The sequence below is a fragment of the Marinactinospora thermotolerans DSM 45154 genome (assembly GCF_900167435.1).
In the GTDB taxonomy this organism is placed as follows: domain Bacteria; phylum Actinomycetota; class Actinomycetes; order Streptosporangiales; family Streptosporangiaceae; genus Marinactinospora; species Marinactinospora thermotolerans.
Genome location: NZ_FUWS01000002.1, coordinates 88,817 through 115,206, shown reverse-complemented (window position 1 = coordinate 115,206; position 26,390 = coordinate 88,817). Strand labels below are relative to the sequence as shown.

The following is a 26,390-nucleotide window of genomic DNA, read 5'->3' as shown; positions in this document are numbered from 1 at the left end:
GTTCTCACAATGACGACCTCCAACCCCTTCGCCGCGACCGTCGACGAGCACCCCGGTGAACCCCACCTGGCCTCGCCCGAACTGATCTCCGACCCCTACGGGGGCTACGCCCGGCTGCGCGAGCAGGCCCCGGTGATACGCGGCCGCTACCTGGACGGCTCCCCGATCTGGTTCGTCACGCGCTTCGACGACGTCCGCGCCGTCCTGAGCGACCCCCGCTTCCTCAACAACGCCGATGCGGCTCCCGGAGACGCGGCGAAGGGCGGTCGCGCGGGGGTGATGAGGATGATGGGGCTCGACGGGGAGCTCAGCTCGCTCCTGCTCGGGTCGATCCTGGAGACCGATCCCCCCGACCACACCCGGCTGCGCAAACTCGTCTCCCGGACCTTCACCGTGCGCCGGGTGGGCGAGCTGCGCCCCCGGGTGGAGGCGATCACCGAGGAGCTGTTGGACCGGCTGCCCGACACCGCGGACAACGGCGTCGTCGACCTGATCGAGCACCTGGCCTATCCGCTGCCGATCACCGTCATCTGCGAACTGGTCGGCATCCCCGAACCCGACCGACCCCTGTGGCGCGACTGGGGACGATCCCTGCTGTCGGTGGATCCCGCGACCTTCCCCGCGACCGTCCGGGCCGTCGCCGACTACATCCACGGCCTGATCGCCGCGCGGCGCGCCGCCCCCTCCGACGATCTGCTCAGCGGGCTCATCCGCACCCACGACGAGGACGGCGACCGCCTCACCGACCACGAGATGGTCTCATTGGTGCTCACCCTGGTCTTCGCCGGCCACGAGACGACCGCCCATCTCATCGGCAACGGGGTCGCGGCGCTGCTCACCCATCCCGACCAGCTCGCGCTCCTGCGCGCGGATCCCGATCTGACGCCACGCGCGGTCAACGAGCTGATGCGCTGGTGCGGGCCGGTGCAGGCGACCCGGCTGCGCTACGCGGCCGAGGACCTCGAACTGGCCGGGACGGCGATCCGGGCCGGCGATGCGGTCCAGGTCGTCCTGGTCTCGGCCAACCGCGATCCCCGCCGCTTCCCCGACCCCGACCGGCTGGACATCACCCGCGATCCGGGAGGCCCCGGCGAGAGCCACATCGGCTTCGGGCACGGCGCCCACTACTGCCTGGGGGCCGCGCTGGCCCGCCAGGAGGCCGACGTGGCGCTGCGCGCCCTGCTGGGGCGCTTCCCAGGGCTCGCGCTCGCGATCGCGCCGGAGCAGCTGGAGTGGATCCCGCTGCCGGCCAACCGGCGCCTGGCACGGCTGCCCGTGCGCTGGTGAACGCGAGACGCCGTGGCCCCGGGACCGAGTCGGTCCCGGGGCCACGGCGACGGGTCTACAGCGCGCTACAGCCCCCGGTGGCCGCGGGGAGCGGGTCGGGGACGCCCACCTTGGGCATGCCCAGCAGAACCCCCGAGCCGGACTGCGGAGCGGCGTTGCGGGCCTCCCAGGCGTCGCCCGCGCGGGTACGGCGCACCGCGCGCACCCCGGCGTCGGCGACGAGGTGGTGGGGGGCGGCGTAGGTGACGCCGACCGTCACCAGGTCGCCGGGGCGCGGGACGGCCTCCCCGTCCACCGCGAAGTGGACGAGCCGGTTGTCGGGGGCGCGGCCGGAGAGGCGACGCCGCTCGCCGTCCTTGCGGCCCTCTCCCTCCGCCACGAGCACCTCGACGTCGCGTCCCACGAGTCGGCGGTTCTCCTCCCAGGAGATGGCGTCTTGGAGCTCGACCAGCCGCTCGTAGCGCTCCTGCACGACCTCCTTGGGCAGCTGACCCTCCATCGTGGCCGCCGGGGTCCCGGGCCGCTTGGAGTACTGGAAGGTGAACGCCTGGGCGAAGCGCGCCTCGCGCACGACCTTGAGCGTCTCCTCGAAGTCCTCCTCGGTCTCACCAGGGAAGCCGACGATGATGTCGGTGGTGATGGCGGCCTCGGGCATCGCCGCGCGGACCTTCTCCACGATGCCGAGGAAACGCTCCTGCCGGTAGGAACGGCGCATCGCCTTGAGCACCCGGCTGGATCCGGACTGCAACGGCATGTGGAGCTGGGGCATGACGTTGGGGGTCTCGGCCATCGCCGCGATGACGTCGTCGGTGAAGTCGCGCGGGTGCGGGGAGGTGAAGCGGACCCGCTCCAGTCCCTCGATCTCGCCACAGGCCCGCAGGAGCTTGGAGAACGCCTGCCGGTCGCCGAACTCCGAGCCGTAGGCGTTGACGTTCTGACCGAGCAGGGTGACCTCGATCGCCCCTTCGGCGACGAGCGCCCGGATCTCGGCGAGGATGTCACCGGGCCTGCGGTCCTTCTCCTTGCCCCGCAGGGAGGGGACGATGCAGAAGGTGCAGATGTTGTTGCATCCCACCGAGATGGAGACCCAGGCGGCGTAGACGGACTCGCGCCGGGTCGGCAGCGTGGAGGGGAACGTCTCCAGCGACTCCTGGATCTCGACCTGGGCCTCGCGTTGCACGCGGGATCGTTCCAGCAGCGCCGGGAGGGAGCCGATGTTGTGGGTCCCGAACACCACGTCCACCCACGGCGCCCGGCGGACGATCTCGCCCCGGTCCTTCTGCGCGAGGCACCCGCCCACGGCGATCTGCATGCCGGGATGGGAGTCCTTGACGGGGCGCAGGTGCCCGAGGTTGCCGTAGAGGCGGTTGTCGGCGTTCTCCCGGACCGCGCACGTGTTGAACACGACGACGTCTGGTGTGCTGTCCTCGGCTGCGCGCTTGTACCCCGCGTCCTCCAGCAGACCGGACAGGCGCTCGGAGTCGTGGACGTTCATCTGGCAGCCGTAGGTGCGCACTTCGTAGGTACGACTCTGGCTCACGGTCCCAGGCTAGTCGCTGCTCGCACCTGGGCCGACCGGTCCAGGCGCCCCGCTTTCGGAGGGCCGCAAAGCATAGTTGCCAGGGCCATCAACTACCAAGCCGGCCAACCAAACGTCCTGATTCATAACATTTGTACAGATTGGCCCATAACAAGTCTGCTACTCCCATCTTCCGGGGGGTCTGTGGTGATGACAACCACTCCCTCCGGCCGCTAGGTTCCGGCTCATGAAGGCAACTCCTCTCGTCGTCCTGGAGAACGTCGACAAGCACTTCGGCGACCTCCACGTGCTTCGCGACATCAATCTCTCCGTCCAGCGCGGCGAGGTGGTGGTCGTCATCGGCCCGTCCGGTTCTGGCAAATCCACCCTGTGCCGCACGATCAACCGGTTGGAGACGATCGACAGCGGAGTCATCACGATCGACGGGAGTCCGCTCCCTGCTGAAGGACGGGGCCTGGCCCGGCTGCGCAGCGACGTCGGCATGGTGTTCCAGTCGTTCAACCTCTTCGCGCACAAGACCGTGCTGCAGAACGTGACACTCGGACCGATCAAGGTCTTGAAGAAGTCCAAGGCCGAGGCCGAGGCCCGCGGGATGGAGCTGCTGGAGCGGGTCCGCATCGCCAACCAGGCGCACAAGTACCCCGCCCAGCTCTCCGGAGGCCAGCAGCAGCGGGTGGCGATCGCCCGCGCCCTGGCCATGAACCCCAAGGTGATCCTCTTCGACGAGCCCACCTCCGCTCTGGACCCCGAAATGGTCCAGGAGGTCCTCGACGTCATGACCGACCTCGCCAAGGAGGGCATGACGATGGTGGTGGTCACCCACGAGATGGGATTCGCCCGCCGCGCCGCGAACCGGGTGGTCTTCATGGCCGATGGTCAGATCGTCGAGGAGAACACCCCCGACGAGTTCTTCACCAACCCTCGCTCGGAACGGGCCAAGGACTTCCTCTCGAAGATCCTCACCCACTAGGCACCCCACCGGTTCCCGCACAGAACACAAGGAAGAGGTACCCGAACATGCGAGTTCGTCGCATCAGCACGGCCCTGGCCGGAACCGCCGCCATGGTCCTGGCGCTCACGGCCTGCGGGACCGCCGAGGTCGGCGGTGGCGAGGGCGGCGGCGAAGGCGGCGGCGAGGGCGGCGGCGACACCATCACCATCGGCGTCAAGTACGACCAGCCGGGCCTGGGCATGCAGGAGGGGAACGCGCCCGTCGGCTTCGACGTGGACGTGGCCACCTACATCGCCGGTGAGCTGGGCTACACGCCGGAGCAGATCGAGTGGACCGAGGCCGCCTCGGCCAACCGCGAGACCTTCCTCCAGCAGGGCACGGTGGACATGATCATCGCGACCTACTCCATCACCGACGAGCGCAAGCAGGTCGTCGACTTCGGCGGCCCCTACTACGTCGCCCAGCAGGACATCCTCGTCAGCGCCGACAACGAGGACATCCAGGGCCCCGAGGACCTCGCGGGCAAGACGCTGTGCTCGGCCTCCGGCTCCCGTTCGGCCAACAACATCGTCGACGACATGGGCATCGACGCCCAGCTTCGTGAGGCCGGCAACTACTCCGAGTGCATCCAGCTCCTCACCGACGGCACCGTCGACGCGGTGACCACCGACAACACCATCCTGGCCGGCTTCGCCTCCCAGCAGCCCGACGCCTTCCGCCTCGTCAACAACCCCTTCGGCGAGGAGCGTTACGGTGTCGGCCTGCCCAAGGGCAGCACCGACCGTTGCGAGCAGGTCAACCAGGCCATCACCAAGATGTGGGACGAGGGCAAGGCCGTGGAGTTCCTCGAGTCCAACTTCGGTGAGACCGGTTTCGAGTACGAGGAGACGCAGCCGGAGATCGAAGGCTGCGCCTAAAGCCACCCCTTGATCCAGTGCCCGGGCGGCGGGCCGCTGTTCCGCCGTCCGGGCATGCGACTGGCTTGGACCCATGGAAGCCTTTTTCAGCAACATCGACAAAGTCGTCGACGGTTTCTCCTGGACCGTCCGGCTCACCCTGCTGAGCGCCCTGTTCTCTTTCATCCTGGGCGTCATCCTGACCGCGATGCGGGTCTCCCCCGTCCCACTGCTACGGGGCATCTCCACGGCCTACGTCGAGGGGATCCGCAACACTCCACTCACCCTGGTGCTGCTCTTCTGCGGCCTGGGGCTCAACAGCGCACTGGGACTCCACCTGTCCGACCAGGTCATGTGGGACGTCTTCTGGTGGGCGGTGATCGGCCTGTCCGCCTACACCTCCTGCTTCGTCTCCGAGTCCCTGCGCGCGGGCATCAACACCATTCCGGTGGGCCAGGTCGAGGCCGCGCGTTCGCTCGGCCTGACCTTCACCCAGAACCTGCGCCTGATCGTGATCCCACAGGCGCTGCGCACCGTCGTGGGACCGCTGGGTAGCGTGCTCATCGCCCTCACCAAGAACACGACCGTGGCCTCGGTCGCCGGGCTCGGCGTACAGGAGGCCTCCCGACAGATGAAGCTGATGTTCGACCAGGGCATCGCACCGGTCCTGCCGACCTTCTTCGGCTTCGCGGTCGGGTTCTTGATCCTGACCCTGCCGATGGGATACCTCTTCGGCTGGCTGAGCAAGCGAGTGGCGGTGGTCCGATGAGCACGAACAACGTCCTGTTCGACGTTCCGGGCCCCAAGGCCCGGGCGCGGTACGGCGTCTACAGCGCGCTGACCCTCCTGGCCGGCCTGGCCGGCCTGGCGGTGCTCTACCTCGGTTTCAACCGGACCCTGGGCGAGGGCGCGCCCTCGTTGTTCAGCGCGCAGGCCTGGGCCCCCAACCCCGACGGGCAGTGGACGCAGGCCAAGTGGGCGCCGTTCCTCGACCCCGCCACGTGGACCGACTACGTCATCCCGGGTCTGCAGAACACCCTGACCGCGGCGCTGTTCGCGGCGGTGCTGGCCCTGGTCTTCGGCCTGGTGTTCGGCATCGGCCGGTTGTCGGAGCACGCCTGGATCCGCATCCCCGCGGGGGCGGTCGTGGAGTTCTTCCGCGGCATCCCGCTGCTCATGCTGATCTTCTTCACCATGGCGCTGCCCATCGCGATCAACCAGTTGCTGCCGGTCTTCGGGATGCCCCCCATGACACCCGGTACCTTCCAGGTGAGCGCGCTGGCCGCGGTGGTAACGGGCCTGACCCTGTACAACGGGTCGGTGCTGGCCGAGGTCTTCCGGGCCGGTATCAACGCCGTGCCCAAGGGGCAGAGCGAGGCCGCCTACTCGATCGGCATGAACCGCACCAAGACCATGTGGCTCATCCTGATCCCGCAGGCCGTCAGCTCGATGATGCCCGCGATCGTGGCCCAGCTGGTGGTCCTGCTCAAGGACTCGGCGCTCGGTTACATCGTGGCCTTCCCCGAGCTGCTGCGCAGCTTCACGCTGATCGCGACCAGGTACAGCAACGTCATCCCGGCCGCCATCATCTGCGCGGTCATCTACATCATCATCAATGTCGCGTTGAGCCGCGTGGCGATCATGCTGGAACGACGCAACTCCCGGCGCGGCCGGCCGGCCGGCGTCACCGCCGAACCGGGCGATGGCCCCGTTCCCGCGGTGTCCGTCGCCGAGCCCGGCCCCTCGGCCGGCGGCGTCTCCAAGGAGCCCTGAGGTCCCCTCTGTCTCCTGCCGCGCGTCCCCGGTCCGTTCCTCGGACCGGGGACGCGCCTTTTCCAGCGTTCTTCGCCTCACGTGTCGACCCCTCGTCCACTAGGGTCGTGCCGATCCGACGAGACCCACGAAGCGGGGGCCGCATTGAGCGATCAGTCGATGCCGTACGGGACCTGGCCGTCCCCACTCACCGCGAAGGACGTCGCGCGAGGCGAACGTGGCCTGAACTTCCCCTCCGCCGCCGGTGGGGAGATCTGGTGGGAGGAGTCCCGCCCGGACGAGGACGGGCGGACCACGGTGATGCGCCAGGGCGGCGACGGCTCCCTCACCGAACTGCTGCCCCGCCCCTGGAACGCCCGGACCCGCGTCCACGAGTACGGCGGCCGTTCCCACCTGCCGGTCCCAAGTCGAGACGGCCAGGCCGGTACCCGGTACGGCGTCGTCTTCGCCGAGTTCTCCGACCAGCGCCTGTACCTGCTGGAGCGCGACGCGCGCCACCCCCGTCCGCTCACACCCGAACCCGAGCGGCCCGGATCGCTGCGCTACGCCGACCTGTCCCTGGCCCCCGACGGCGAACAGGTCCTGTGCGTTCGGGAGAGTCACGCCGCCGACGGCTCCGTGTCCCGCTGCCTCGTCTCGGTCCCGCTCTGCGGACGGGCCGCCGAGGACCCCGCGGCCGTGCGCGTGCTGGTCACCGGATCGGACTTCTTCGCCGCGCCCGTGGCCTCGCCCGACGGCCGTCACCTGGCCTGGCTCTGCTGGGACCACCCGCGCATGCCCTGGGACGGCACCGAGCTGCGGGTCGGGATGTTCGACGGGGACGGCCGGGTCGAGGGGATCCGCACCCTCAAGGGCGGCCCCACCGAGTCGGTGCTCGCCCCGCGGTGGCGCGACGACACCCATCTGTACTACGTCTGTGACCGGTCGGGCTGGTGGAACCTCTACCAGGTGGACCTGGACGGTCTCGTCCAGGCGCTGCACCCGGCCGAGCGGGAGTTCGCCCCACCCCCCTGGCAGTTGGGGGTGACGCCGTTCTGCGTGCTCGACGACGGCCGGCTGCTCGTCCTCCACGGTCACGCCGACCTCGGCGCGGCCCTCCTCGATCCCGCGTCCGGCTCCCTGCACCCCGTGGCCGGCGAGCTGACCAGCTGGCGTTCGGTGGCCTGTGACGGGACGACGGTGGTCGGGGTGGCCGGATCCCCACGGACACCGTGGGCCGTGGTCCGGTTGGATCCCGCGACCGGTGAGACCGAGACGGTGCGCAGCGGGTCGGACGCGCCTCCCTCCCCCGAGTTCCTGCCGACCCCGCGCGCCGAGACCCTGTCCGGCCCTCACGGTCGTCGCGTACACGCGGTCGTGTATCCGCCCGCGCACCCCGACGTGTCCGGGGACGGGCCCGCCCCCTACGTGGTGTGGGTCCACGGCGGGCCGACCGGTCTGGCCGACAGCAGCATGGACGCGACGAAGGCGTACTTCACCAGCCGTGGGATCGGCATCCTCGACGTCAACTACGGCGGATCCGCCGGATACGGACGCGCCTACCGCGAACGGCTGCACCGACAGTGGGGTGTCGTCGACGTGGAGGACGCCGTCGCCGCGGCACAGGCCCTGGTCGAACGCGGCATGGCCGATCCTCGGCGGCTGGCCATCCGCGGCCCCAGCTCCGGAGGGCTGACCGCGCTGCTGGCCCTGACCGGTGACACCTTCGCCTGCGGCACCTCCTACTTCGGGGTCACCGACCTGTCCCGGCTGGTCGAGGAGACGCACGACTTCGAATCGCGCTACCTCGACGGGCTGATCGGGCCGTTGCCGGAGAGCGCCGAGCTGTACCGTGAGCGCTCGCCGATCACCCGCGCCGACGAGGTCGACGTACCGGTGCTGCTGCTCCAGGGAAGCGAGGACCCGGTGGTGCCGCCCGCACAGGCCCGCGCGTTCGCCGCGTCGCTGGCCGAACGCGGGGTCGCGCACCTCCTCGTGGAGTTCGCGGGCGAGTCGCACGGGTTCCGCGAGGCCGGCAACGTCGCCCGGTCGCTGGAGACGGAGCTGGCGTTCTACGGGCGGGTGTTCGGTTTCGTTCCGCCGGGGATCCCCGAGGTCACCCTGGAGACATGACCGAGGGCGGGGCCGGGGCCGGCCCCGCTCAACGGGCCGTCTCGGTCGCCCGGGACTCGCGGATGACGGTCACCCGGATCTGCCCGGGGTAGGTCAGCTCCTCCTCGACCCGTTTGGCGATGTCGCGCGCGATCACCTGGGCCTGCACGTCGTCGACCGCCTCGGGTTTGACCATGACCCTCACCTCGCGGCCGGCCTGCATCGCGAAGACCTTCTCGACGCCCTCGTTGGCCCGGGCGATCTCCTCCAGCCGTTGGAGACGCTCGACATAGGCCTCCAGCGATTCGCGCCGGGCGCCGGGACGGCCCCCGCTGATGGCGTCGGCGGCCTGGGTGAGGACCGCCTCGACGGTGCGGACCTCGACCTCGTTGTGGTGGGCTTCGATGGCGTGCACCACGTCGTCGGACTCGCCGTAGCGACGGGCGATCTCCGCGCCGATCAGCGCGTGACTGCCCTCGACCTCGTGGGTGAGCGCTTTTCCGATGTCGTGCAGCAGGGCGCACCGTTTGAGGAGCCGGACGTCCAAGCCCAGCTCGGCGGCCATCATGCCGGCCAGGTGGGCGGACTCGACGAGGTGCTTGAGCACGTTTTGGCCGTAGGAGGTGCGGTAACGGAGCTGGCCGAGCAGGGTGACCAGTTCGGGATGCATGTCGGTGACGCCCACGTCGACGAGCGCGTCCTCGCCGGCCCGCACGCACAGCTGGTCGACCTCGGCCCGGCTGGCCTCGTAGACCTCCTCGATGCGGTGGGGGTGGATGCGACCGTCGAGGACCAGCTTCTCCAGGGTGAGCCGGGCGATCTCCCGGCGTACCGGGTCGAAACAGGACAGGAGGACGGCCTCGGGGGTGTCGTCGATGATCAGGTTGACGCCGGTGACCGTTTCGAAGGCGCGGATATTGCGTCCCTCGCGGCCGATGACCCTGCCCTTCATGTCGTCGCTGGGCAGGTGCACGACCGAGACGACCGACTCGGTGGTCTGTTCGGTGGCCAACCGCTGGATGGCCAGGGTGATGATCTTGCGAGCGCGCGCCTCGCCGTTCTTGCGGGCCTCCTTCTCGATGTCGCGTACCAGGAGCGCGGCCTCGCGTTTGGCCTGATTCTCGATCTCGGCGACGATCTCGGCACGCGCCTCCTCGGCGGTCAGCCCGGCCGCGGCCTCAAGCACCACCAGCCGTTCCTCGTCGAGCCGGGAGAGTTCGCGCTCTCGCCGGTCGAGGAGCGCGGAACGCCGGTCGACCTCACGCCGGGCGTCGGCGAGCCGGCGCAGCTCCTCGTCGAGGCGGCGTTCCCGTTCGGACAACCGGGACTCGCGCGCCTCCAATTCGGCGCGGTGCTCGTCGATGCGGCCACGGGCCGCCGTGTGCTCCTCGTCGGTCTGGGCACGGGTGCGGGCCGCGCGCTCCTCGGCCTCGCGGACGCGGTCACGGGCCTCGGCCTCGGCCTCGGAGCGGATTCGTCTGGCCTGTTCGCGGGCCTCGTCGAGTTCGGCGCGGATCACCCGGGCGCGCTCGTCCCGGGCCGAGGTCACCGATCGGACGAGGATCACCGCCATGACCCCGAGCACGGCGAGGGCGACCACGAAGCCCGCCGTCAGCAGGCCGGTCGCCCCGCCCATGGCCCTACCCCCAACCCTGCCCATGGTCGCCGGCTGTCGCTGTCGGCTCCCCGGGCGGCCTTCGGGTGCGCTTCGCCGGCCACCTGGGCCACTTGTCCGTACGCGACGGCGCGCGCCTCATCCACTGTGGATATGGCTACCCGCCGTACACGGAGTTAATTCCTCACTGCCGCGAGGTTAGGGCCGGGCGACCCGCTGAGGCAAGGAAACCGGCGAGACGGTACCCGTCCGTGGCATCGGCCCGTTCAGTCGAGGTCGGGCCCCGGGTCGGGAAGGTCGACCTCGACGCCCTCGGCCTCAAGCTCCTCGCGCACCAGACGGTAGGCCAGCCCCGCGGAGTATCCCTTGCGGGCGAGCATGCCCATGACCCGGCGGATCCGCGTGGTGTCGTCACGGCCCGCGGTGGCGGCGAGTTTGCGGCGGACCAGCCTCCGGGCGGTCTCCTCCTCCCGCTCGGCGCTCAGTTCGTCCACGGCGTCGCGCACCGTCTCCTCGGCGACGCCACGCCGGCGTAGTTCGGAGGCGAGCGCGCGCCGGGCGAGTCCCCGCCCTGCGTGGCGGGAGTCGACCCAGGCCTCGGCGAAGGCGACGTCGTCGATCAGCCCGGCCTCGCCGAGCCCGTCGAGCACGGTCTCGATGACCTCGTCGGGGATGTTCCTGCGCTGGAGCGCCTGTTCGAGCTGGGCGCGGGTACGCGGCGCCGAGGTCAGCAGCCGCAGACAGACGCCGCGTGCCTTCGCCGTGGGATCTTCCTCCGGCCGGGGGCCGGCCGGAGGAATCTCGTGCGCGTCGAACAGGGGGGCAAGCGGATCAGACATCCGCCGTCGGAGCCGCCTTCTTGGCGGCCCGCTTGGTCGGTGCGGCGGGGGCGGTCGCGGCCTTGGCCGGGTCCGGCTCGGGCGCGGCCTCGCTGGTGGCGGTGTCGTCGCCGGCGGTCCGCACGCCCAGCTTCTCCTTGATCTTCTTCTCGATCTCGTTGGCGAGGTCGGCGTTTTCGCGCAGGAAGGTGCGGGCGTTCTCCTTGCCCTGGCCGAGCTGGGTGCCCTCGTAGGTGTACCAGGCGCCGGACTTGCGGACGATGCCCTGTTCGACACCGAGGTCGATCAGCCCGCCCTCGCGGCTGATGCCCACCCCGTAGAGGATGTCGAACTCGGCCTGCTTGAAGGGCGGGGCCACCTTGTTCTTGACCACCTTGACACGGGTGCGGTTGGCGACCGCCTCGGTGCCGTCCTTCAGGGTCTCGATGCGGCGCACGTCCAGGCGGACCGAGGAGTAGAACTTCAGCGCCCGTCCACCGGTGGTGGTCTCGGGCGAACCGAACATGACGCCGACCTTCTCGCGAAGCTGGTTGATGAAGATCGCGGTGGTGCCGGTCTGGTGCAGCGCGCTGGTGATCTTGCGCAGCGCCTGCGACATCAGGCGGGCCTGGAGGCCGACGTGGCTGTCGCCCATCTCGCCCTCGATCTCGGCCCGGGGCACGAGCGCGGCCACCGAGTCGATGACGATGATGGAGATCGCGCCGGAGCGGATCAGCATGTCGACGATCTCCAGGGCCTGCTCGCCCGTGTCGGGCTGGGACAGCAGGAGGTCGTCGGTGTTGACGCCGAGCTTCTTGGCGTACTCGGGGTCCAGGGCGTGCTCGGCGTCGACGAACGCCGCGATGCCTCCCATGCGCTGGGCGTTGGCCACCGCGTGCAGGGCGACCGTGGTCTTACCCGAGGATTCGGGACCGTAGATCTCGATGATCCGGCCCCGCGGGAGGCCACCGATCCCCAGCGCGATGTCCAGCGAGATCGCGCCGGTGGGGATCGACTCGATGGGCGGGCGGTCGTCATCGCCGAGGCGCATGATGGAGCCCTTGCCGAATTGACGCTCGATCTGCGCGAGCGCGGTTTCGAGAGCCTTCTCTCGATCAGCAGTTGCCACGGGGAACCCCTGTTGGGTCGGTGCTTTCTTTTTCATGTCGAAGGTGACGCTACGCTGCCGCGATGACATTTCGCGACGCGGATCGCCACGGTGTGGACAGCCGTCGCGCGGCGTTCTCGCCGGTCTGTGGGCGCGGCCGTCCAGCGGTAGCCGTCGCGTGTCTCCTCGTGAATCGCGTCACCGCCGGGCCGGCTACACCGTTCAGCCTACCCGAACTTCTGTTCGATTTTGAGGGGGCCGGCCCTCCTTCGGCATGTCGGCGCCCCCCTCGGGCCCCCTCCTCAGCGGACGGCCGCGGGAAGGTCGAACGCCTCGCACACGGCGCGCCAGACCTGCTTGGCCGCGACCCCGTCGGCGAGCGCCTGGTGGACGGTACGGGAGCCCAGCTCCTCGATCACGTGGTCGCGGGCCAGGCTCTCGGCGTAGTTCTCGCCGAACTGCTCGTTCATTCGCTGCCAGAATTGGGAGAGTCTCATCCCCTCCAGTATCGGTGCCGCCGACACCGATGTCACCCGCGCGCCAGGGCGAGGAGAAGAGCCGTCCCCGCCTGGACGTGCGAAAACCGGTGGACCCATCCGTGTCCGGATGAGACCATCCACCGATGTGAGCGAACCCCTCTCCCCGGTCCCCGGCACCTCGATCCGACCGGCCCTCCCCTCCGACGCCGCGCGACTGCGCGAGATCTCCCTCGCCGCCGACGCCCTGTTCGCCACGGCGGGGATCGAGCTGCCTCCCGACGATCCGGGCGAGACGCTGGTGACGGCGGGACGGGTGTTCGTCGCCGGCCGTCCCGCGGCCGGGTTCGCGGTCGTCACCGAGCTCGACGGCCAGGCGCACCTGGCCCAGCTCGCGGTCCATCCGGACCTGGGCCGTCGTGGGACCGGCTCGGCGCTGGTGGAGGCGGTGTGCGCCGACGCCCGGGAGCGTGGGCTGGCCGCCGTCACCCTGACGACCTTCCGCGATGTCGCCTGGAACGCCCCCTGGTACGCCCGGCGCGGCTTCGAGGAGCTTCCCGAGTCCCGGTGGGGCCCGCAGCTGCGCGCGCAGTGGCGTGTCGAGGAGGCCGCGGGCATCGTGGTCGCGCCGCGGATCGCGATGCGACGCCCGCTCGTCTGAGGACGGGCCCGGGCACGTAGCGTTCACCGCGCCTCAACGGGGCGGTCACACGGGTGGGGAGGCGACGGACTAGGTTCGGCATCGCCGCCCCTCTCCCGCGCCGTCCCCGGAGGTCCCGATGCGTCCTGTCCCCTGGGCCCTGAGCGACATCCCCGACCTGAGCGGGCGGGTGGCCGTGGTGACCGGCGCGAACAGGGGAATCGGCCATGTCACGGCGCGCGAGCTGGCCCGGCGTGGCGCCCGCACCGTACTGGCCTGCCGCGACCGGGAGCGCGGCGCAGCCGCGCTGGAGCGGTTGCGCGCCCAGGTACCCGGCGCCGACGCCACCGTGCTCCCCCTGGACCTGGCCGACCTGGGATCGGTACGCGAGTTTCCGGCGCGGCTGCCCGAGGAACGGGTGGACCTGCTGGTGAACAACGCGGGGGTCATGGCCCTGCCCCGGCGCAGCACCGCGGACGGGTTCGAGATGCAGTTCGGGACGAACCACCTCGGGCACTTCGCGCTGACCGGTGTGCTGCTGCCCTGGCTGCTGGCGTCCGCCGAGCCACGGGTGGTGACCGTGAGCAGCATGCTGCACGCACGCGGGCGGATCGACTTCGGGGACCTCCAGGGGCGGGGCGACTACCGGCCGTGGCGCGCCTACGCCCAGTCGAAGCTGGCCAACCTGTTGTTCAGCGGCGAACTCCAGCGCAGGGCGCGGGCCGCCGGACGGCCGTTGCGCTCCCTCGCCGCGCACCCCGGTCTGACCGCGACCGGGCTGGCCGCCGCAGGTCCCCGAATGGCCGGGCGGCGCCTGCTCGCCCGGGCGATGACCGCGGGGATGGCCCTGGTGGGGCAGAGCGACGAGCAGGGTGCGCTGCCCGTCCTCCGCGCGGCCACCGACCCGGACCTGCCCGGGGACGCCTATGTCGGTCCGGCCTCGTTCATGGGGCTGCGAGGCGCCCCGGTGCCCGGAGGCCGTTCCCCCGCGGCCGAGGACGAGCAGACGGCGGCACGGTTGTGGCGCGTCTGCGAGGACCTGACCGGGGTGCGCTTCGACTGGGCCGGCTGACCCTCCCCCGGCTCACCCCTCCACGGTGGAGGCGAAGACCTCCTCCCGGGCGGAACGCAGCGCGGCGAGGACCGCGCCACGCAGGACGGGGTTGCCCTCGACCCGGCTGACGCTGACCTCCGGCGCGTTCGGCCCGATCCGCTCGGTCGCCCTGGCCACGCGGTGGGCCAGGTCGGTCCCGCCCGCGCGGGAGACCGCGCCGCCGAGGACCACCAGCCCGGGGTCGAGGACGACGCACACCGATGCCACTCCGCGCGCGATGCGCTGGGCGAGCTCGTCGAGGAAGGCGTCCCCGCGCTCGCGGTGGGCGCGTGCCGCGTGCAGCACCGCGGCGACGTCGTCTCCCGGGAAGCCGTGGGACGAGGCGAGCGCGAGGATCTCCTGGGCGCCCACGAGCGCCTGGAAGCCGTGCGCCAGCGACGGCTTGCCATAGGCGGTGCGCAGCGACTGGTAGCCCCCGGGCAGGCCGACGTCGTCGGGCAGCGGCGCCCCCGGGACGGGGAGGTAGCCGATCTCACCGGCTCCGCCGGAGCGTCCCCGGTGGATCCGGTCGCCGAGCATGATGGCCATGCCCACACCGCCGCCGCTGCCGACCCACATCAACACGAAGTCGGAGACCCCGCGGGCGACCCCCTCGGCGTGCTCGGCGAGGGCGGCGAGGTTGACGTCGTTCTCGATGGTGACCGAGCGCCGCAGGTCGGTGCGTAGTGACTCCAGCACGCCCTCGTGCCAGGAGTGCAGGTCGAAGGAGAAGCGGACGTCGCCGGTGCGCGGGTCCACGACGCCGGGCGTGCCGATGACGCAGGCGCGCAGGAGTTCCAGCCGCACGCCGGCGCCTTCCACGAGCTTCATGACGGTGGTGTGCACGACCGCCACCGGATCGTCGGATGCCGTGGGGTCGACCGAGACCTCCGTGACGATCTGACCGGTGATGTCGGCGATGGCCGCGGTGACCCGGTCGGGGCCGACATCCAGGGCGGCCACGTAGGCGCTGGAGGGGACCACGGCGTACAGCGCCGCGTTGGGCCCCCGCCCCCCGGCCTGGGTTCCGACGACGTGGACGAGTTCGCGTTCCTCCAACCGGGCGAGCAGTTGGGAGGCGGTCACCTTGGACAGGCCCGTCGCCTCACCGAGCTGGGTTCGCGTCAACGGCCCCGACGACAGCAGTAACTCCAGGGCGGCGCGATCGTTCAACTGCCGGAGCAGCCGAGGAGTCCCCGGACGTCGAGACATAACCGTGACACCCCTGTCTCTATTTATTAGGAAAGTTTCCTGTTAGTTTAACCGCCAACCGGAACCGGGTGGCCCCGCTCACACCACCCCGTCCGCGGAGGCTCGGCCCCACCAGGCCGGGCGGCCCGAAGACACAGTGCTTACTCAAGCACACCCCGCACCGACGACGAAGCCCGCACAGCGTTCGTAGCCGACTGAGATGTTTCGGGGGCGTCATCTTCGACGCACGCCGCACGCGTGGCGACTCCTGGAAGGAGCACAACGAAGTGAGATTCGCGAAGGTCGCAGCGGCCTCCACGGCCCTGCTGCTGGCAGCCGCGTGTGGCGGCGGAGGTGACGAGGGAAGCGGCTCCGCCGGCGGGGCCGACCCGGCCAGCGCCCCCGAGGAGCTGACCGTGTGGGTCATGGGCTCCTCTCAGGACGCACTCGTCTCCTACTTCGACGAGGTCGAGGCCAAGTACCAGGAGACCTACCCCGACACCGCGGTCAACGTCGAGTTCATCCCCTGGCCCGACGCCCAGGAGTCCATCAACAACGCGATGGCGGGCGGCGACGCCCCCGACGTCCTGGAGGTCGGCAACGACCAGGTCTCCAACTGGGCCGCCCAGGGCGCGCTGGCCGACATCGGTTCCTACGTCGAGAGCTGGGACGAGGCCGCCGACCTCGACCAGGGCGCGCTGGAGTACGGCCGTTACGACGGCGTCCAGTACGGCGTGCCGTGGTTCTCGGGCGTGCGGACGCTGTACTACCGCGCCGACTGGCTGCGCGAGATCGGCATGGAGCCGCCGACCACCTGGGACGAGGTGGTCGAGGTCGCCGAGGCGATCGAGAAGGAGAAGGACGTCCCCGGCTTCGCCGCGCCGACCGACTTCACCAACGGCATCGCCAGCTTCATCTGGAGCAACGGCGGTGAGATCGCGGTTCAGGAGGGCGACTCCTGGCAGGGGCGGCTCACCAGCCCCGAGACCAAGGAGGCCATCGAGTTCTACGCCGGTCTGAGCGGCGACGACGGGGTCTCCCCCAAGGCCTACGTCGGCGAGAACGAGCTGGTCCCGCTGGCCGACATGGCCAACAGCAAGCTCGGCATGTACATCGACGGCGGCTGGGCGCTGGGCTCCATGGAGGAGCAGGCCGAGGACAAGTCGGTCCTGGAGAACATCGCCTCCGCCCCGCTGCCCGGCGCCGAGGGCAACGCGCCGGCGTTCGCCGGCGGCTCCGCCCTGAGCGTGTTCGCCCTGTCGGAGAACCCCGACCACGCGGCCGAACTCCTCAAGCTGATGGGCGGCAAGGAGTTCGGGAAGAAGTACGCCGACGCGGGCGGCTTCTTCCCCGCCTACCCCGAGCTGCTGGACGACCCGGCCTACACCGACGACCCCGCCCGGGCCGCCGCCGCGGAGCAGATGAAGAACACCAAGTTCTTCCCCGCCACCCCCAAGTGGAACGACGCGGACCTCAACCAGAAGATCCTGCCCGCCGCGGTCCTGGAGATCGTCCAGGGCGAGGACCCGGACAAGGTCTTGGAGGAGGCCAACGAGGCCCTCACCAACACCCTCAACGAGCCGGTGGACTGACCCTCGGTCCCGCCTACCGTCAACCGGACCCACGGGGCCGGCGGGAGCAGCGCGCCGCCGGCCCCTCGTGGGTCCCGAGCCGATAGAGAAACGCAGCCATGGCACAAACCGCCGAGGTGACCACGCCGGCCGATCCCGCCCCCGGTCCCGGCCGGGACCCGAAGGCCGGCCGCGCCGACCACTCCCTCCTGCGCACCATCCTCAAGAAGACCCCGCCCTACGCGCTGATCGCACCGGCGCTGATCTTCCTCGCCGTCATCCTGTTGTGGCCGATCGCGCAGATGGTGTGGAACTCCCTGCACGGTTACACCATCCGCCACCTCAGCCCGGCCGGCCCGGACCCCGAGTGGAACGACTTCGAGCACTACATCCGGCTGCTGAGCGACCCCGGCTTCTGGAGCATCCTGCGCAACACCGTCCTGGTCTGCGTGCTGATGGTCGGTATCACGATGGTGCTGGGCACGCTGGTGGGCATCCTGCTGCACAAGCTTCCCCAGTGGTTCTCCACCGTCGTCGCGGTCGGCATGATGCTCGCCTGGGCGACCCCCGCGATGAGCGCCTCGCTGGTCTTCCGCTGGCTGTTCCTGCCGGGCCGCGGCCTGGTCAACCACGTGCTCGAGTCGCTGCCGGACTGGCTGGTCGGCTCGGGGTGGACCGATTACAACTGGTTCCTCGAACCCCTGTCGCTGTTCAGCGTGCTGATCACGGTCATCGTGTGGCAGTCGTTCCCGTTCGTGGCGGTCTCGGTCCTCGCCGGTCTCAAGAGCATCCCCAACGAGCTCTACGAGGCGGCCCGGATGGACGGGGCCGGCGGCTGGCGGTCCTTCTGGAACATCACCCTGCCGATGCTCCGGCCGCTGTTCTCGTTGATCCTCGTCCTGCAGATCATCTGGGACCTGCGCGTGTTCACCCAGCTCTACGTGCTGGCGAACAGCTTCCAGAACAAGGACGTCTACCTCCTCTCGTACTACATCTACCAGCAGGGCTTCAACGCCAGCCCGCCCAACTACGGCATGGGCTCGGCGATCGCGGTGGTCATGACGGTCATGATCCTCATCGTCACCGCCTACTACCTGCGCATCATGATCCGCCAGGGAGAGACCCGATGAGCGCCGTCACCGCCCCCACGAAGGGGACCCCCGCGCACCGGCGAAGCCGCGCCCGAGGCCCGCTGCTGTCCAAACGGCTGCGCATGGCCGGGCTCTACCTGGCCGGCGCGGCGGTGTTCCTGTTCTCGGTCTTCCCCGTCTACTGGATGGTGGCGACCGCCTTCAAGCCCGTGAGCGAGATCTTCTCGGGCACGCCGTCGCTGCTGCCGGGAACGCCCACCCTGGAGCACTTCGACCGGGTGATCAACGGCGAGCTGATCCCCGGGGTCAGCTTCTGGCGTTTCTTCGCCAACAGCCTGACGGTGACGCTGGCCTCGGTGCTCATGGGGGCGGTGCTGTCGCTGCTCGCCGCGATCGCGGTGGCCCGGTTCAGGTTCCGGCTGCGCACCGCGTTCATCATGGTGCTGCTGGTCATCCAGATGGTGCCGATGGAGGCGATGATCATCTCCATCTTCATCAACTTCCGGCAGCTCCAGGACGCCACCGGGGTGCAGATGCTCGGCAACCTGACCGGCATCCTCATCGTCTACACCGCGGTGTCCCTGCCGATCACCATCATGATGCTGCGGGGATTCGTCGCCGCGGTGCCCAAAGAGCTGGAAGAGGCCGCGGCCATCGACGGTGCCGGCAACTGGACGATCTTCTGGCGCATCCTCATGCCGCTGGTCGCCCCCGGCCTGGTCGCCGCGAGCATCTTCGCGTTCATCACCGCGTGGAACGAGTTCATCGTGGCGCTGACCTTCCTCGGCCGCTCCACCGACTACTACACGCTGCCGTTGACGCTGTCCTACTACTTCGGCCGTTACGGCACCGAGTGGGGGTCGATCATGGCGGCTTCGACGCTGTTGACGATCCCGGTGATGATCTTCTTCCTGTTCGTCCAACGCCGCATGGTCTCCGGCCTCACCATGGGCGCGGTCAAGGGCTGACCCCCTCCCAGCCCGGCCGCACGGCGCCGTGTGCCGCTCTCTCCCGGCGCACGGCGCCCTTCCACGTCCCTTCTCGTCCGCGTTTTCGTCGGCGTGTTCCCGCACGCCCCCGGCGCCCCGAGCGCGCCACCACACTGAACGGAGTCCGCGATGTCCGCAGACCGGAGCCTGGAACGTCTCGCCAACGCCACGTTGCTCGTGCCCTTCGAGGCGGAGCACGCACCGCGCTGGACGCTGGACGGGCTGGCGGACGGTATCGCCGGGGTCTGCCTGTTCCACAACAACATCTCCGGACCCGAACAGGTGACCGAACTCAACCGGCGGCTCTCCGAGGCGGCCGACGACCCGCTGATCGCGCTCGACGAGGAGGGGGGTGACGTCACCCGGATCGGCCAGGCCGCGGGGAGCGACTATCCGGGCAACGCGGCGTTGGGCGCGGTGGACGATCCCGAGCTCACCCGCTCGGTCCACCGGACGCTCGGCGCCCGGCTGCGCGCGCTCGGGTTCACGTTGGACCTGGCCCCCTCGGTGGACGTGAACACGGTCGCCGACAATCCGGTCATCGGTACCCGTTCCTTCGGCGCCGACGCCGAACTGGTCGCCCGCAACGCCGCGGCGGCCGTCACCGGTCTGCAGGAGGGGGGCGTGGCGGCGTGCGCCAAGCACTTTCCCGGCCACGGGGCCACCCACCAGGACTCCCACCACGAGCTTCCGGTGGTCGACGCCGACACCGACCTCCTGCACCGGCGGGAGCTGCTGCCGTTTCGCGCGGCGATCCAGGCGGGCGTGCGCAGCGTCTTGACCGCCCACATCCAGCTGCCCCGGCTGGGCCAGCACGGACCGGCCACCCTGACCCCCTCCCTGGTCAACGGTCTGCTCCGAACCGAGCTGGGCTTTGACGGCATGATCATCACCGACGCGCTGGACATGCGCGGGGTCAGCGGGGACATCGGCATCCCCGAGGCCGCGGTGCGGGCCCTGTCCGCCGGCTGCGACCTGCTGTGCCTGGGCCGCTATGTCTACGCCGACCAGGTCGCCGCCATCCGCGCGGCGATCGTCGAGGCGGTGCGCGAAGGCCGGCTGCCCGCCGAGCGGCTGGAGGACGCCGCCGCGCGTACCGCCGCCGCGCGGGCCTGGACGCGCTCCCGGGGAACGGTCCCCGGCGACGAGGAGATCGGCCTGGCGGCCGCCCGCCGCGCGGTGCGGGTCGAGGGCGAGCTCGGCCGCCTGAGCGACCCGGTGGTGATCGAGGTGGACGCGCCGGCCGGGATGGCCGTGGGCGAGGTGCCGTGGGGGCTGGCCCCGTGGTTCTCCGGGACCGAGCGGATCGACGCCTCGGCCGTGCGCGCCGACGAGATCCTTTCCCGCGCGACAGGGCGCGACCTCGTCGTCGTGGTGCGCGACGCGCACCGCTACCCGCGTACCCGTGCCCTGCTCACCGAGTTGTGCGCCGCACGGCCCGACACCGTCGTGGTCGAGATGGGCCTTCCGGTCTGGCGTCCGCAGTGCCGCGCCCACGTCAGCACCTACGGCGCCGCCCGGGTCAACTGCCTCAGCGCCGCCGAACTCCTCGGCTCGGCCACCGTGGCATCGATACGCTGAGAGCGGGGCACCACGCCCCGCTCCCTTCCGGCGCGCCAGCGGAGCGGGGCCGTGATATTGACCGCCCTGCGGGCGCGCCGTCACACCGAAATCCCGGTAGGAGAACTGGAAATGCGTCTCGTCACCGACGCCGATCCGCAACGCGGCCGTCCGATTGACCCGAAGTCCCTTTGTTTCACGGCATAATCGCAGCATGCGCCTTTCTGCCCGGGTCGACTACGCGTTGCGCGCCGCGGCCGAACTCGCTGCCGCCAGTGGCGGCCCGGTTACGGCCGAACAACTCGCGCGCGCGCAGGCCATCCCCGGAAAATTCCTGGAGAACATCCTCACCCAGCTACGCCGTGCCGGCCTGGTGCGCAGCCAGCGCGGTCCCGTCGGCGGCTACTGGCTGGCCCGCCCCGCGACCGAGATCTCGCTGGCCGACATCATCCGCGCGGTGGACGGCCCATTGGCCAACGTGCGGGGCGAGCGCCCCGAGCACGTCGACTACGACGGCGCTGCGCGCAGCCTCCAGCAGGTGTGGATCGCGTTGCGCGCCAGCGAACGCGCCATCCTGGAGACCGTGACCCTGGACCACGTGGCGGGCAACAAGCTGCCCGAGTCGGTCCGTGTCCTGGCCGAGGACCCTGAAGCCTGGGCCAGCTGAGGGGACGCGAACGCCACGACGCCGGCCGGACCGCCGTGAAGGCGTCCTGCCGGCGTCGTCGTCCTCGGCCGCGAACGGTGCGTCAGCGCATCGCTTCGAACATCCAGTGCTGCTGCTCCAGGTCCTGCGCCGCCGCGATGAGCAGGTCCTGGGTGACCGGGTCGGGCTCCTCCGTGGCCGCGATGTGGTCGCGGAAACGCTTCACCACGCCGCCGAGGACCTCGACGATCAACGCGATGACCTCGTCGTCCTTGATGTAGCCGGGTTCGGGCTGCTTGATGGCGGTGTCGGCGGCGACCCTCGTGGAACGTCCGTCGGGGTTGACGCCGATGGCGATGGCGCGTTCGGCCAGCACGTCGGTGTGGTTGCGGGCCGCCTCGACCAGCTCGTCCAGCTGGAGGTGAATCGACCGGAAGGTTCGCCCCACCACGTTCCAGTGCGCCTGCTTGGCGAGCAAGGACAGGTCGATCAGGTCGACGACCGAGCGCTGGAGTGCCTCGCCCGTGATCTTACGCGCCTCGTCACTGAGCGGACCGTGGATCTTGGCCATGGTAGTTCCTCCCCTTTTGCGATTCGTTGCGGCATCCGTAGCACTGCCCTCGAAGCCTCAGGGGAAACACCCGACCCGGACACGGGTCAGGCCCCGCCTCCCAAGGGAGACGGGGCCTGGAGAACGGGAGGCCGGCCGCGCCGTCGCGGCCGGCGGTGACGGGAGCAGGATGGGCGATTACACGCCCACCATGTCGACGACATCGGGAACGCGGTCGGGTACCGAATCGATGCCCAGACGGCTGGGTCCCGGAACGGATTCGGAGGAGACCGACCCGCTGAGGAGAGCCGCTTCCTGGAGCTCGGCGAGCGCCAACTGGTCGGAAACTTCGCGTAGAACCTGGGAGAGGGGGACCCCCAGCGCCCCGCAGATCGACGCGAGCAGTTCGGAGGAGGCCTCCTTCTGCCCCCGCTCGACCTCCGACAAGTAGCCCAGCGAGACCCGGGCATCGGCCGACACCTCGCGGAGGGTGCGGCCCTGCCGCTGCCGAAGCTGCCGTAGCACGTCACCAAGTAGGTGACGAAGCAGGACCATCATTCGCGCTCCCTCCCACCGGTAGCGACCTTCATGAAAAACACCGTACCTGCCCCGAGCCAGATCGTCGCACCTCATAGCTTTCTGTTCGCTGGAGGGGTAACACGATCTTGGTGAGGGTTTGTTCCCCCCAGGGACGGGCTTGAACGGCTCGGGGGCCGCTATTTCGGCGTGGTTTGCGCCACGCTGGAGCAGAGCAGGAGAAGTGCCTGGTCAACGGTATCGCGCCGGATGGCCTCGCGGTCACCGCTCAGCCGGAGTTCCGTCACCTGGCGCAGTCCTCCGGGACCCGCGACCCCGACGAAGACGGTTCCCACCGCCCTGCCGTCCTGGGGTTCGGGTCCGGCCACCCCGGTCACCGAAAGGCCGTATGTGGCCGTGAGGAGTTCACGTACCCCCTCCGCCATCGCCAGGGCCACATCGGGGTGCACCGCGCCGTGGTCCTCCAGGAGCGCGGCTGAGACGCCCAGGACATCGGCCTTGACCTCCGTGGCGTAGGAGACCACCGCCCCGCGGAACACCGCCGACGCCCCGGGGACGTCGGTGAGCGCCGCCCCGATCAGCCCACCGGTCAGCGACTCGGCGGCGGCCACGGTCGCCGAGCGCTCACGCAGCAGCGCCTGCGCCCGTTCCGCCAGGTCGCTCACCCGGCTCCGCCTCCCGCACGCGCCTTGGCGACGCGACGCATCCGCAGCGCCTGCACGACGTAGTCGACACCGGTGACCACCGTCACGGCGAACGCCGCGGCCATGATCACGTGCGCCACGAAGTGCAGCACGTCGGGCAACGGGAACAGGTAGACGGCGATCGCGACGATCTGGAGCACCGTCTTGAGCTTGCCGCCGCGGCTGGCCGGGATGACGCCGTGCTTGATCACCGCGAAACGCAGCGCGGTGACCCCCCACTCGCGGAGCAGGATCACGATCGTGACCCACCACCACAGGTCCCCCAGCATCGACAGCACGACGAGCGCGGCACCGGTGAGGGCCTTGTCCGCGATCGGATCGGCCACCTTGCCGAAGTCGGTGACGAGGTTGCGCTTACGCGCGATGTCGCCGTCGATCTTGTCGGTGATCGCCGCGAGGACGAAGATCGCGAACGCCGCGAAGCGCCAGAGCGGGTGGTCCAGGAACATGAAGACCACGAACAACGGCACCATCAGGAGCCGGCTCACGGTCAGGATGTTCGCGATGTTCCACACCGGCACGTTGTCGGAGGGAACCGCCGCGGGATCCGAAGCGCCGTTCATCGCGGCTCCGCTCCGTCGGTACGCGCCTCGGCGACCAGGTCCGCGCCCATCGCCTCGACGACGCGGGCGCGGACGATGTCCCCGACCTTCAGGTCCGTCGCGGCGTGCAGGATCGTGCTGCCGTCCACCTCGGGCGCCTGGTGTTCGGCGCGCCCCTCGTAGACGCCGTCACCGAGGTCCGTCTCGACGAGCACCTCGACGGTGGAGCCGACGCGCTCCTCGGCGCGCTGCGCCATGAGCTCCTCGGCCAGCCGGTTGAGCCGGTCCACGCGCTCGGCGATGACGTCCTCGGGGAGCTTGCCCTCGTGTCCCGCCGCCTCGGTCCCGTCCTCGTCGGAGTAGCCGAAGACGCCGATCGCGTCGAGGCGGGCCTCCTCCAGGAAGGCCACCAGGTCGGCGAACTCCTCCTCGGTCTCGCCGGGGAAGCCCACGATGAAGTTGGACCGGGCACCGGCCTGTGGCGCCTTCTCGCGCACGGTGCGCAGCAGGTCCAAGAAGCGCTCGCGGTCGCCGAAGCGGCGCATGCGGCGCAGCAGCGTCCCACTGGCGTGCTGGAAGGACAGGTCGAAGTAGGGAACGACACCGGGGGTCGAGGTGAGCACGTCGATCAGGCCCGGGCGGACCTCCGCCGGCTGGAGGTAGCTCACCCGCACGCGTTCGATACCCGAAACGGCGGCCAGGCGCGGCAGCAGCTTCTCCAGCGCGCGCAGGTCCTTGAGGTCCTTGCCGTAGGAGGTGGAGTTCTCGCTCACCAGGAACAGTTCACGGACGCCCTGTCCGGCCAGCCACTCGGCCTCGCGCACCACGTCGTCGGGCTGACGCGAGACGTAGGCGCCGCGGAAGGCCGGGATCGCGCAGAACGTACAGCGGCGGTCGCAGCCGGAGGCGATCTTGAGGTTGGCCACCGGTCCGCCGGTGAGCCTGCGCCGGGGGATGTAGGGACCCGAGGCCGGCGCGACGCCCTCGGGAAGCGGTTCGATGCTCGCGTGTCCGGGGACGTGCACGCCCTGGGCGGCGGAACGCTCCACCGGCGAGATCGGCAGCAGCGTGCGCCGGTCGCGCGGGCTGTGGGGGACGAGCGAGCGGCCGGCGAGCACGTCGTCGAGTCGGTCACCGATCTCGGCGTAGTCGTCGAATCCGATCACCTGGGCTTCGGGAAGGGCCTCGGCCAGCTCCGAGCCGTAGCGTTCGGCCATGCACCCCGCGGCGACCACCTTGGTGCCGTCCTCGGCAGCGTTGAGCAGTGCCTCGATGGAGTCCTGTTTCGCGGCCTCGATGAAGCCGCAGGTGTTCACGACGACGACGTCGGCACTCTCGCCGTCGCCGGGATCGACCAGCTCCCATCCACTGGACGCCAGACGTCCGGCGAGTTCTTCGGAGTCAACCTCATTTCGCGCACACCCCAGGGTGACGAGCGAAACAGTACGGCGCGATGACATAGCTTCCAAGGTTACGGGAGATCACGAGCGCGGCACTCCGCCGCTGTCTCCAGGGTAGGTCGTCCCCGAGGGATGTCAGGCCCTCGGGGACCGCCTCGACGGTCTCGCCCTCCCCTGTCGAGGTGTCCTCATCCCGCCGACGGGGGCCGCGGTGCCGCCGCCTCCTCTTCGGGGACGTCCCGGTTTCCGGTGTCCTCCCCGCCGGCGGGTCCGCCCGTGTGGGGTTGCGCGGGGAGCCCTTCGCCCTGTTCCCCTTCCCCGCCCACACCGGGCTGCTGGCGCTGTGGCGGCGTGGAGGGCTGGTCCGGGGTCTGGGGCTGGGGTTGCTGGGAGCGCCACGGTTGGGACGGGTCCAAGACGACGGCTCCCGTCCTCCCCTCCGGGCCGAAGGTGAGCTGCATCACCTGTCCGGGCGGGCCGGGCACCTCGGCCGCCTCTCCGTTGGCCTCGACGCTGACCGCCCCGGCGTCGCCGACGTGCACGCGAAGTTCCTTCGCGTCAGCCCACTCCCGGCTCTCGCCCTGCTCCAGGAATCCGGCGAACAGTTCGCGGCCGTCCGCGGTGGTCACGCCGATCCAGGTGCGTTCCTGGGCGGTGGCGCGGACCACGACCCCGTCGTTGACGCGGCGCGGCCGGTCGTCGGGGCGTTCCTTGGCCTCGGTGAGCCGTTCCGGAGCCCCCGACGGCTCGACGGCGATGATGTGGGCGGCCGTGGGGTCGTCGGACCTGGGCCAGGCGTTGGCCACCGCGAGCAGGCCCATGCCGGTGATGACCGCGGCCACCATGACCGGCCACCGGCGGCGCGCGGGGCCGCGGACCGCATCGGGGGCGCTGGCCACGAACAGTTCGTCGGCGGTCCTGGGCTGTGGGGCGCGTTCGGCGTGCTCCTGGTTGAAGCGCTCGATCAGAGGTTCCGGATCGATCCCCAAAACGCGACAGATAGCACGAATATGGCCACGCGCATAGAAGTCCCCTCCACACGCGGCGAAGTCATCGCGTTCGATCGCCTCGATGACCGGTTCGGTGATGAAGGTGCGTTCGCTCAGTTCGGCAACCGAGCGCCCGGCCTGTTCGCGGACGCCCGCGAGCGTCTGGCCGATCGTCGTCATACCCGCTCCCCCGATCCGGGTGTGTCCACCCGTCAGTCCACTGGAGCCCGGCCGCCCGCGGGAACGGCGCCGTGCTCCCCGTCCCGACCCTGGCCAGCACACAGCGCCGGCCGTCCATCCCTCACTGTGCCCTTCAGGCGACATCCGTCGA

Annotated in this window: 25 protein-coding genes; 13 read left to right on the top strand and 12 right to left on the bottom strand. The window is 70.3% G+C overall.

Annotation, left to right across the window (positions count from 1 at the left end; translation table 11 throughout):
* The first annotated feature begins 9 nt into the window (after positions 1 to 9).
* Positions 10 to 1,287 (top strand): cytochrome P450 family protein, encoded by a 1,278-nt coding sequence (locus B5D66_RS03500; RefSeq protein ID WP_078760145.1) that lies wholly within the window; start codon positions 10 to 12, stop codon positions 1,285 to 1,287.
* Positions 1,288 to 1,342: 55 nt separating this feature from the next.
* On the opposite strand, the gene miaB is transcribed toward B5D66_RS03500, so the two are convergent.
* The gene (gene miaB / locus B5D66_RS03495) at positions 1,343 to 2,803 is read right to left on the bottom strand and encodes a tRNA (N6-isopentenyl adenosine(37)-C2)-methylthiotransferase MiaB (protein ID WP_268805164.1); all 1,461 of its coding nucleotides are present in this window, start codon (positions 2,801 to 2,803) and stop codon (positions 1,343 to 1,345) included.
* A gap of 250 nt (positions 2,804 to 3,053) precedes the next feature.
* Between miaB and B5D66_RS03490 the strand changes: the two genes are divergently transcribed.
* The 5 genes from B5D66_RS03490 to B5D66_RS03470 all read left to right on the top strand — a co-directional run bounded on the left by B5D66_RS03490 (position 3,054) and on the right by B5D66_RS03470 (position 8,560).
* Entirely contained in the window at positions 3,054 to 3,797 is a 744-nt protein-coding gene (locus B5D66_RS03490; protein WP_078760143.1) for an amino acid ABC transporter ATP-binding protein, read from the top strand.
* 47 nt (positions 3,798 to 3,844) lie between these two features.
* Entirely contained in the window at positions 3,845 to 4,696 is an 852-nt protein-coding gene (locus tag B5D66_RS03485; protein WP_078760142.1) for a glutamate ABC transporter substrate-binding protein, read from the top strand.
* A 73-nt stretch (positions 4,697 to 4,769) separates the two neighbouring features.
* Complete coding sequence (locus B5D66_RS03480) at positions 4,770 to 5,444, top strand: amino acid ABC transporter permease (protein WP_078760141.1); 675 nt, start codon at positions 4,770 to 4,772, stop codon at positions 5,442 to 5,444.
* Positions 5,441 to 6,448: an amino acid ABC transporter permease gene (locus tag B5D66_RS03475; protein ID WP_078760140.1), complete on the top strand. Its 1,008-nt coding sequence runs from the start codon at positions 5,441 to 5,443 to the stop codon at positions 6,446 to 6,448. Before B5D66_RS03480 ends, B5D66_RS03475 begins: the two co-directional genes overlap by 4 nt.
* Before the next feature lie 144 nt (positions 6,449 to 6,592).
* Positions 6,593 to 8,560 carry a S9 family peptidase gene (locus B5D66_RS03470; protein ID WP_078760139.1) on the top strand — a complete coding sequence of 656 codons (1,968 nt, stop codon included), beginning with the start codon at positions 6,593 to 6,595 and terminating at the stop codon, positions 8,558 to 8,560.
* Between the two features lie 28 nt (positions 8,561 to 8,588).
* Here the strand turns inward: B5D66_RS03470 and rny are convergent, their stop codons facing one another.
* From rny to B5D66_RS03450, 4 genes are all read right to left on the bottom strand, one after another.
* Positions 8,589 to 10,175, bottom strand: a complete 1,587-nt coding sequence (gene rny / locus B5D66_RS03465) for a ribonuclease Y (protein WP_078760138.1) — start codon at positions 10,173 to 10,175, stop codon at positions 8,589 to 8,591.
* Positions 10,176 to 10,420: 245 nt separating this feature from the next.
* Positions 10,421 to 10,993: a recombination regulator RecX gene (gene recX / locus B5D66_RS03460; protein WP_078760137.1), complete on the bottom strand. Its 573-nt coding sequence runs from the start codon at positions 10,991 to 10,993 to the stop codon at positions 10,421 to 10,423.
* Positions 10,986 to 12,101 (bottom strand): recombinase RecA, encoded by a 1,116-nt coding sequence (recA, locus tag B5D66_RS03455; RefSeq protein ID WP_078760136.1) that lies wholly within the window; start codon positions 12,099 to 12,101, stop codon positions 10,986 to 10,988. Before recA ends, recX begins: the two co-directional genes overlap by 8 nt.
* Positions 12,102 to 12,382: 281 nt before the next feature.
* Positions 12,383 to 12,577: a DUF3046 domain-containing protein gene (locus tag B5D66_RS03450; protein WP_078760135.1), complete on the bottom strand. Its 195-nt coding sequence runs from the start codon at positions 12,575 to 12,577 to the stop codon at positions 12,383 to 12,385.
* Positions 12,578 to 12,686: 109 nt separating this feature from the next.
* Here B5D66_RS03450 and B5D66_RS03445 point away from each other — a divergent pair, with 109 nt between their 5' ends.
* Together B5D66_RS03445 and B5D66_RS03440 are read left to right on the top strand one after the other, a co-directional pair.
* Positions 12,687 to 13,217 (top strand): GNAT family N-acetyltransferase, encoded by a 531-nt coding sequence (locus B5D66_RS03445; protein WP_078760134.1) that lies wholly within the window; start codon positions 12,687 to 12,689, stop codon positions 13,215 to 13,217.
* A gap of 118 nt (positions 13,218 to 13,335) precedes the next feature.
* The gene (locus tag B5D66_RS03440; protein ID WP_078760133.1) at positions 13,336 to 14,268 is read left to right on the top strand and encodes an oxidoreductase; all 933 of its coding nucleotides are present in this window, start codon (positions 13,336 to 13,338) and stop codon (positions 14,266 to 14,268) included.
* Between the two features lie 12 nt (positions 14,269 to 14,280).
* On the opposite strand, the gene B5D66_RS03435 is transcribed toward B5D66_RS03440, so the two are convergent.
* The gene (locus B5D66_RS03435; RefSeq protein ID WP_078760132.1) at positions 14,281 to 15,501 is read right to left on the bottom strand and encodes an ROK family transcriptional regulator; all 1,221 of its coding nucleotides are present in this window, start codon (positions 15,499 to 15,501) and stop codon (positions 14,281 to 14,283) included.
* Between the two features lie 266 nt (positions 15,502 to 15,767).
* Here B5D66_RS03435 and B5D66_RS03430 point away from each other — a divergent pair, with 266 nt between their 5' ends.
* From B5D66_RS03430 to B5D66_RS03410, 5 genes are all read left to right on the top strand, one after another.
* On the top strand, positions 15,768 to 17,072 hold the full coding sequence (locus tag B5D66_RS03430; RefSeq protein ID WP_078760131.1) for an extracellular solute-binding protein: 1,305 nt from the start codon (positions 15,768 to 15,770) through the stop codon (positions 17,070 to 17,072).
* A gap of 98 nt (positions 17,073 to 17,170) precedes the next feature.
* Complete coding sequence (locus B5D66_RS03425) at positions 17,171 to 18,181, top strand: carbohydrate ABC transporter permease (RefSeq protein WP_078760130.1); 1,011 nt, start codon at positions 17,171 to 17,173, stop codon at positions 18,179 to 18,181.
* Positions 18,178 to 19,110 (top strand): carbohydrate ABC transporter permease, encoded by a 933-nt coding sequence (locus tag B5D66_RS03420; RefSeq protein ID WP_078760129.1) that lies wholly within the window; start codon positions 18,178 to 18,180, stop codon positions 19,108 to 19,110. Before B5D66_RS03425 ends, B5D66_RS03420 begins: the two co-directional genes overlap by 4 nt.
* A 150-nt stretch (positions 19,111 to 19,260) precedes the next feature.
* The gene (locus tag B5D66_RS03415; RefSeq protein ID WP_078760128.1) at positions 19,261 to 20,712 is read left to right on the top strand and encodes a glycoside hydrolase family 3 protein; all 1,452 of its coding nucleotides are present in this window, start codon (positions 19,261 to 19,263) and stop codon (positions 20,710 to 20,712) included.
* A 193-nt stretch (positions 20,713 to 20,905) separates the two neighbouring features.
* On the top strand, positions 20,906 to 21,358 hold the full coding sequence (locus B5D66_RS03410) for an RrF2 family transcriptional regulator (RefSeq protein WP_078760127.1): 453 nt from the start codon (positions 20,906 to 20,908) through the stop codon (positions 21,356 to 21,358).
* Between the two features lie 82 nt (positions 21,359 to 21,440).
* Here the strand turns inward: B5D66_RS03410 and B5D66_RS03405 are convergent, their stop codons facing one another.
* The 6 genes from B5D66_RS03405 to B5D66_RS03380 all read right to left on the bottom strand — a co-directional run bounded on the left by B5D66_RS03405 (position 21,441) and on the right by B5D66_RS03380 (position 26,239).
* Entirely contained in the window at positions 21,441 to 21,908 is a 468-nt protein-coding gene (locus B5D66_RS03405; protein ID WP_078760126.1) for a Dps family protein, read from the bottom strand.
* Between the two features lie 177 nt (positions 21,909 to 22,085).
* The gene (locus B5D66_RS03400) at positions 22,086 to 22,445 is read right to left on the bottom strand and encodes a helix-turn-helix domain-containing protein (RefSeq protein WP_078760125.1); all 360 of its coding nucleotides are present in this window, start codon (positions 22,443 to 22,445) and stop codon (positions 22,086 to 22,088) included.
* Positions 22,446 to 22,603: 158 nt separating this feature from the next.
* Entirely contained in the window at positions 22,604 to 23,089 is a 486-nt protein-coding gene (locus B5D66_RS03395) for a CinA family protein (protein ID WP_078760124.1), read from the bottom strand.
* Entirely contained in the window at positions 23,086 to 23,691 is a 606-nt protein-coding gene (pgsA, locus tag B5D66_RS03390; RefSeq protein ID WP_078760123.1) for a CDP-diacylglycerol--glycerol-3-phosphate 3-phosphatidyltransferase, read from the bottom strand. The genes B5D66_RS03395 and pgsA overlap by 4 nt, the downstream gene beginning before the upstream one ends.
* Positions 23,688 to 25,130, bottom strand: a complete 1,443-nt coding sequence (gene rimO, locus B5D66_RS03385; RefSeq protein WP_078760122.1) for a 30S ribosomal protein S12 methylthiotransferase RimO — start codon at positions 25,128 to 25,130, stop codon at positions 23,688 to 23,690. Before rimO ends, pgsA begins: the two co-directional genes overlap by 4 nt.
* Positions 25,131 to 25,258: 128 nt before the next feature.
* Positions 25,259 to 26,239 carry a helix-turn-helix domain-containing protein gene (locus B5D66_RS03380; RefSeq protein ID WP_159457208.1) on the bottom strand — a complete coding sequence of 327 codons (981 nt, stop codon included), beginning with the start codon at positions 26,237 to 26,239 and terminating at the stop codon, positions 25,259 to 25,261.
* Positions 26,240 to 26,390 lie beyond the last annotated feature (151 nt).

Excerpts from the sequence above, each read along its gene's own strand:
- B5D66_RS03500 (WP_078760145.1), top strand. The coding sequence starts at position 10 with ATGACGACCTCCAACCCCTTCGCCGCGACCGTCGACGAGCACCCCGGT.
- B5D66_RS03490 (WP_078760143.1), top strand. The coding sequence starts at position 3,054 with ATGAAGGCAACTCCTCTCGTCGTCCTGGAGAACGTCGACAAGCACTTC.
- B5D66_RS03485 (WP_078760142.1), top strand. The coding sequence starts at position 3,845 with ATGCGAGTTCGTCGCATCAGCACGGCCCTGGCCGGAACCGCCGCCATG.
- B5D66_RS03480 (WP_078760141.1), top strand. The coding sequence starts at position 4,770 with ATGGAAGCCTTTTTCAGCAACATCGACAAAGTCGTCGACGGTTTCTCC.
- B5D66_RS03475 (WP_078760140.1), top strand. The coding sequence starts at position 5,441 with ATGAGCACGAACAACGTCCTGTTCGACGTTCCGGGCCCCAAGGCCCGG.
- rny (WP_078760138.1), bottom strand. The coding sequence starts at position 10,175 with ATGGGCGGGGCGACCGGCCTGCTGACGGCGGGCTTCGTGGTCGCCCTC.
- recX (WP_078760137.1), bottom strand. The coding sequence starts at position 10,993 with ATGTCTGATCCGCTTGCCCCCCTGTTCGACGCGCACGAGATTCCTCCG.
- B5D66_RS03450 (WP_078760135.1), bottom strand. The coding sequence starts at position 12,577 with ATGAGACTCTCCCAATTCTGGCAGCGAATGAACGAGCAGTTCGGCGAG.
- B5D66_RS03445 (WP_078760134.1), top strand. The coding sequence starts at position 12,687 with ATGAGACCATCCACCGATGTGAGCGAACCCCTCTCCCCGGTCCCCGGC.
- B5D66_RS03440 (WP_078760133.1), top strand. The coding sequence starts at position 13,336 with ATGCGTCCTGTCCCCTGGGCCCTGAGCGACATCCCCGACCTGAGCGGG.
- B5D66_RS03435 (WP_078760132.1), bottom strand. The coding sequence starts at position 15,501 with ATGTCTCGACGTCCGGGGACTCCTCGGCTGCTCCGGCAGTTGAACGAT.
- B5D66_RS03425 (WP_078760130.1), top strand. The coding sequence starts at position 17,171 with ATGGCACAAACCGCCGAGGTGACCACGCCGGCCGATCCCGCCCCCGGT.
- B5D66_RS03420 (WP_078760129.1), top strand. The coding sequence starts at position 18,178 with ATGAGCGCCGTCACCGCCCCCACGAAGGGGACCCCCGCGCACCGGCGA.
- B5D66_RS03415 (WP_078760128.1), top strand. The coding sequence starts at position 19,261 with ATGTCCGCAGACCGGAGCCTGGAACGTCTCGCCAACGCCACGTTGCTC.
- B5D66_RS03410 (WP_078760127.1), top strand. The coding sequence starts at position 20,906 with ATGCGCCTTTCTGCCCGGGTCGACTACGCGTTGCGCGCCGCGGCCGAA.
- B5D66_RS03405 (WP_078760126.1), bottom strand. The coding sequence starts at position 21,908 with ATGGCCAAGATCCACGGTCCGCTCAGTGACGAGGCGCGTAAGATCACG.
- B5D66_RS03400 (WP_078760125.1), bottom strand. The coding sequence starts at position 22,445 with ATGATGGTCCTGCTTCGTCACCTACTTGGTGACGTGCTACGGCAGCTT.
- pgsA (WP_078760123.1), bottom strand. The coding sequence starts at position 23,691 with ATGAACGGCGCTTCGGATCCCGCGGCGGTTCCCTCCGACAACGTGCCG.
- rimO (WP_078760122.1), bottom strand. The coding sequence starts at position 25,130 with ATGTCATCGCGCCGTACTGTTTCGCTCGTCACCCTGGGGTGTGCGCGA.
- B5D66_RS03380 (WP_159457208.1), bottom strand. The coding sequence starts at position 26,239 with ATGACGACGATCGGCCAGACGCTCGCGGGCGTCCGCGAACAGGCCGGG.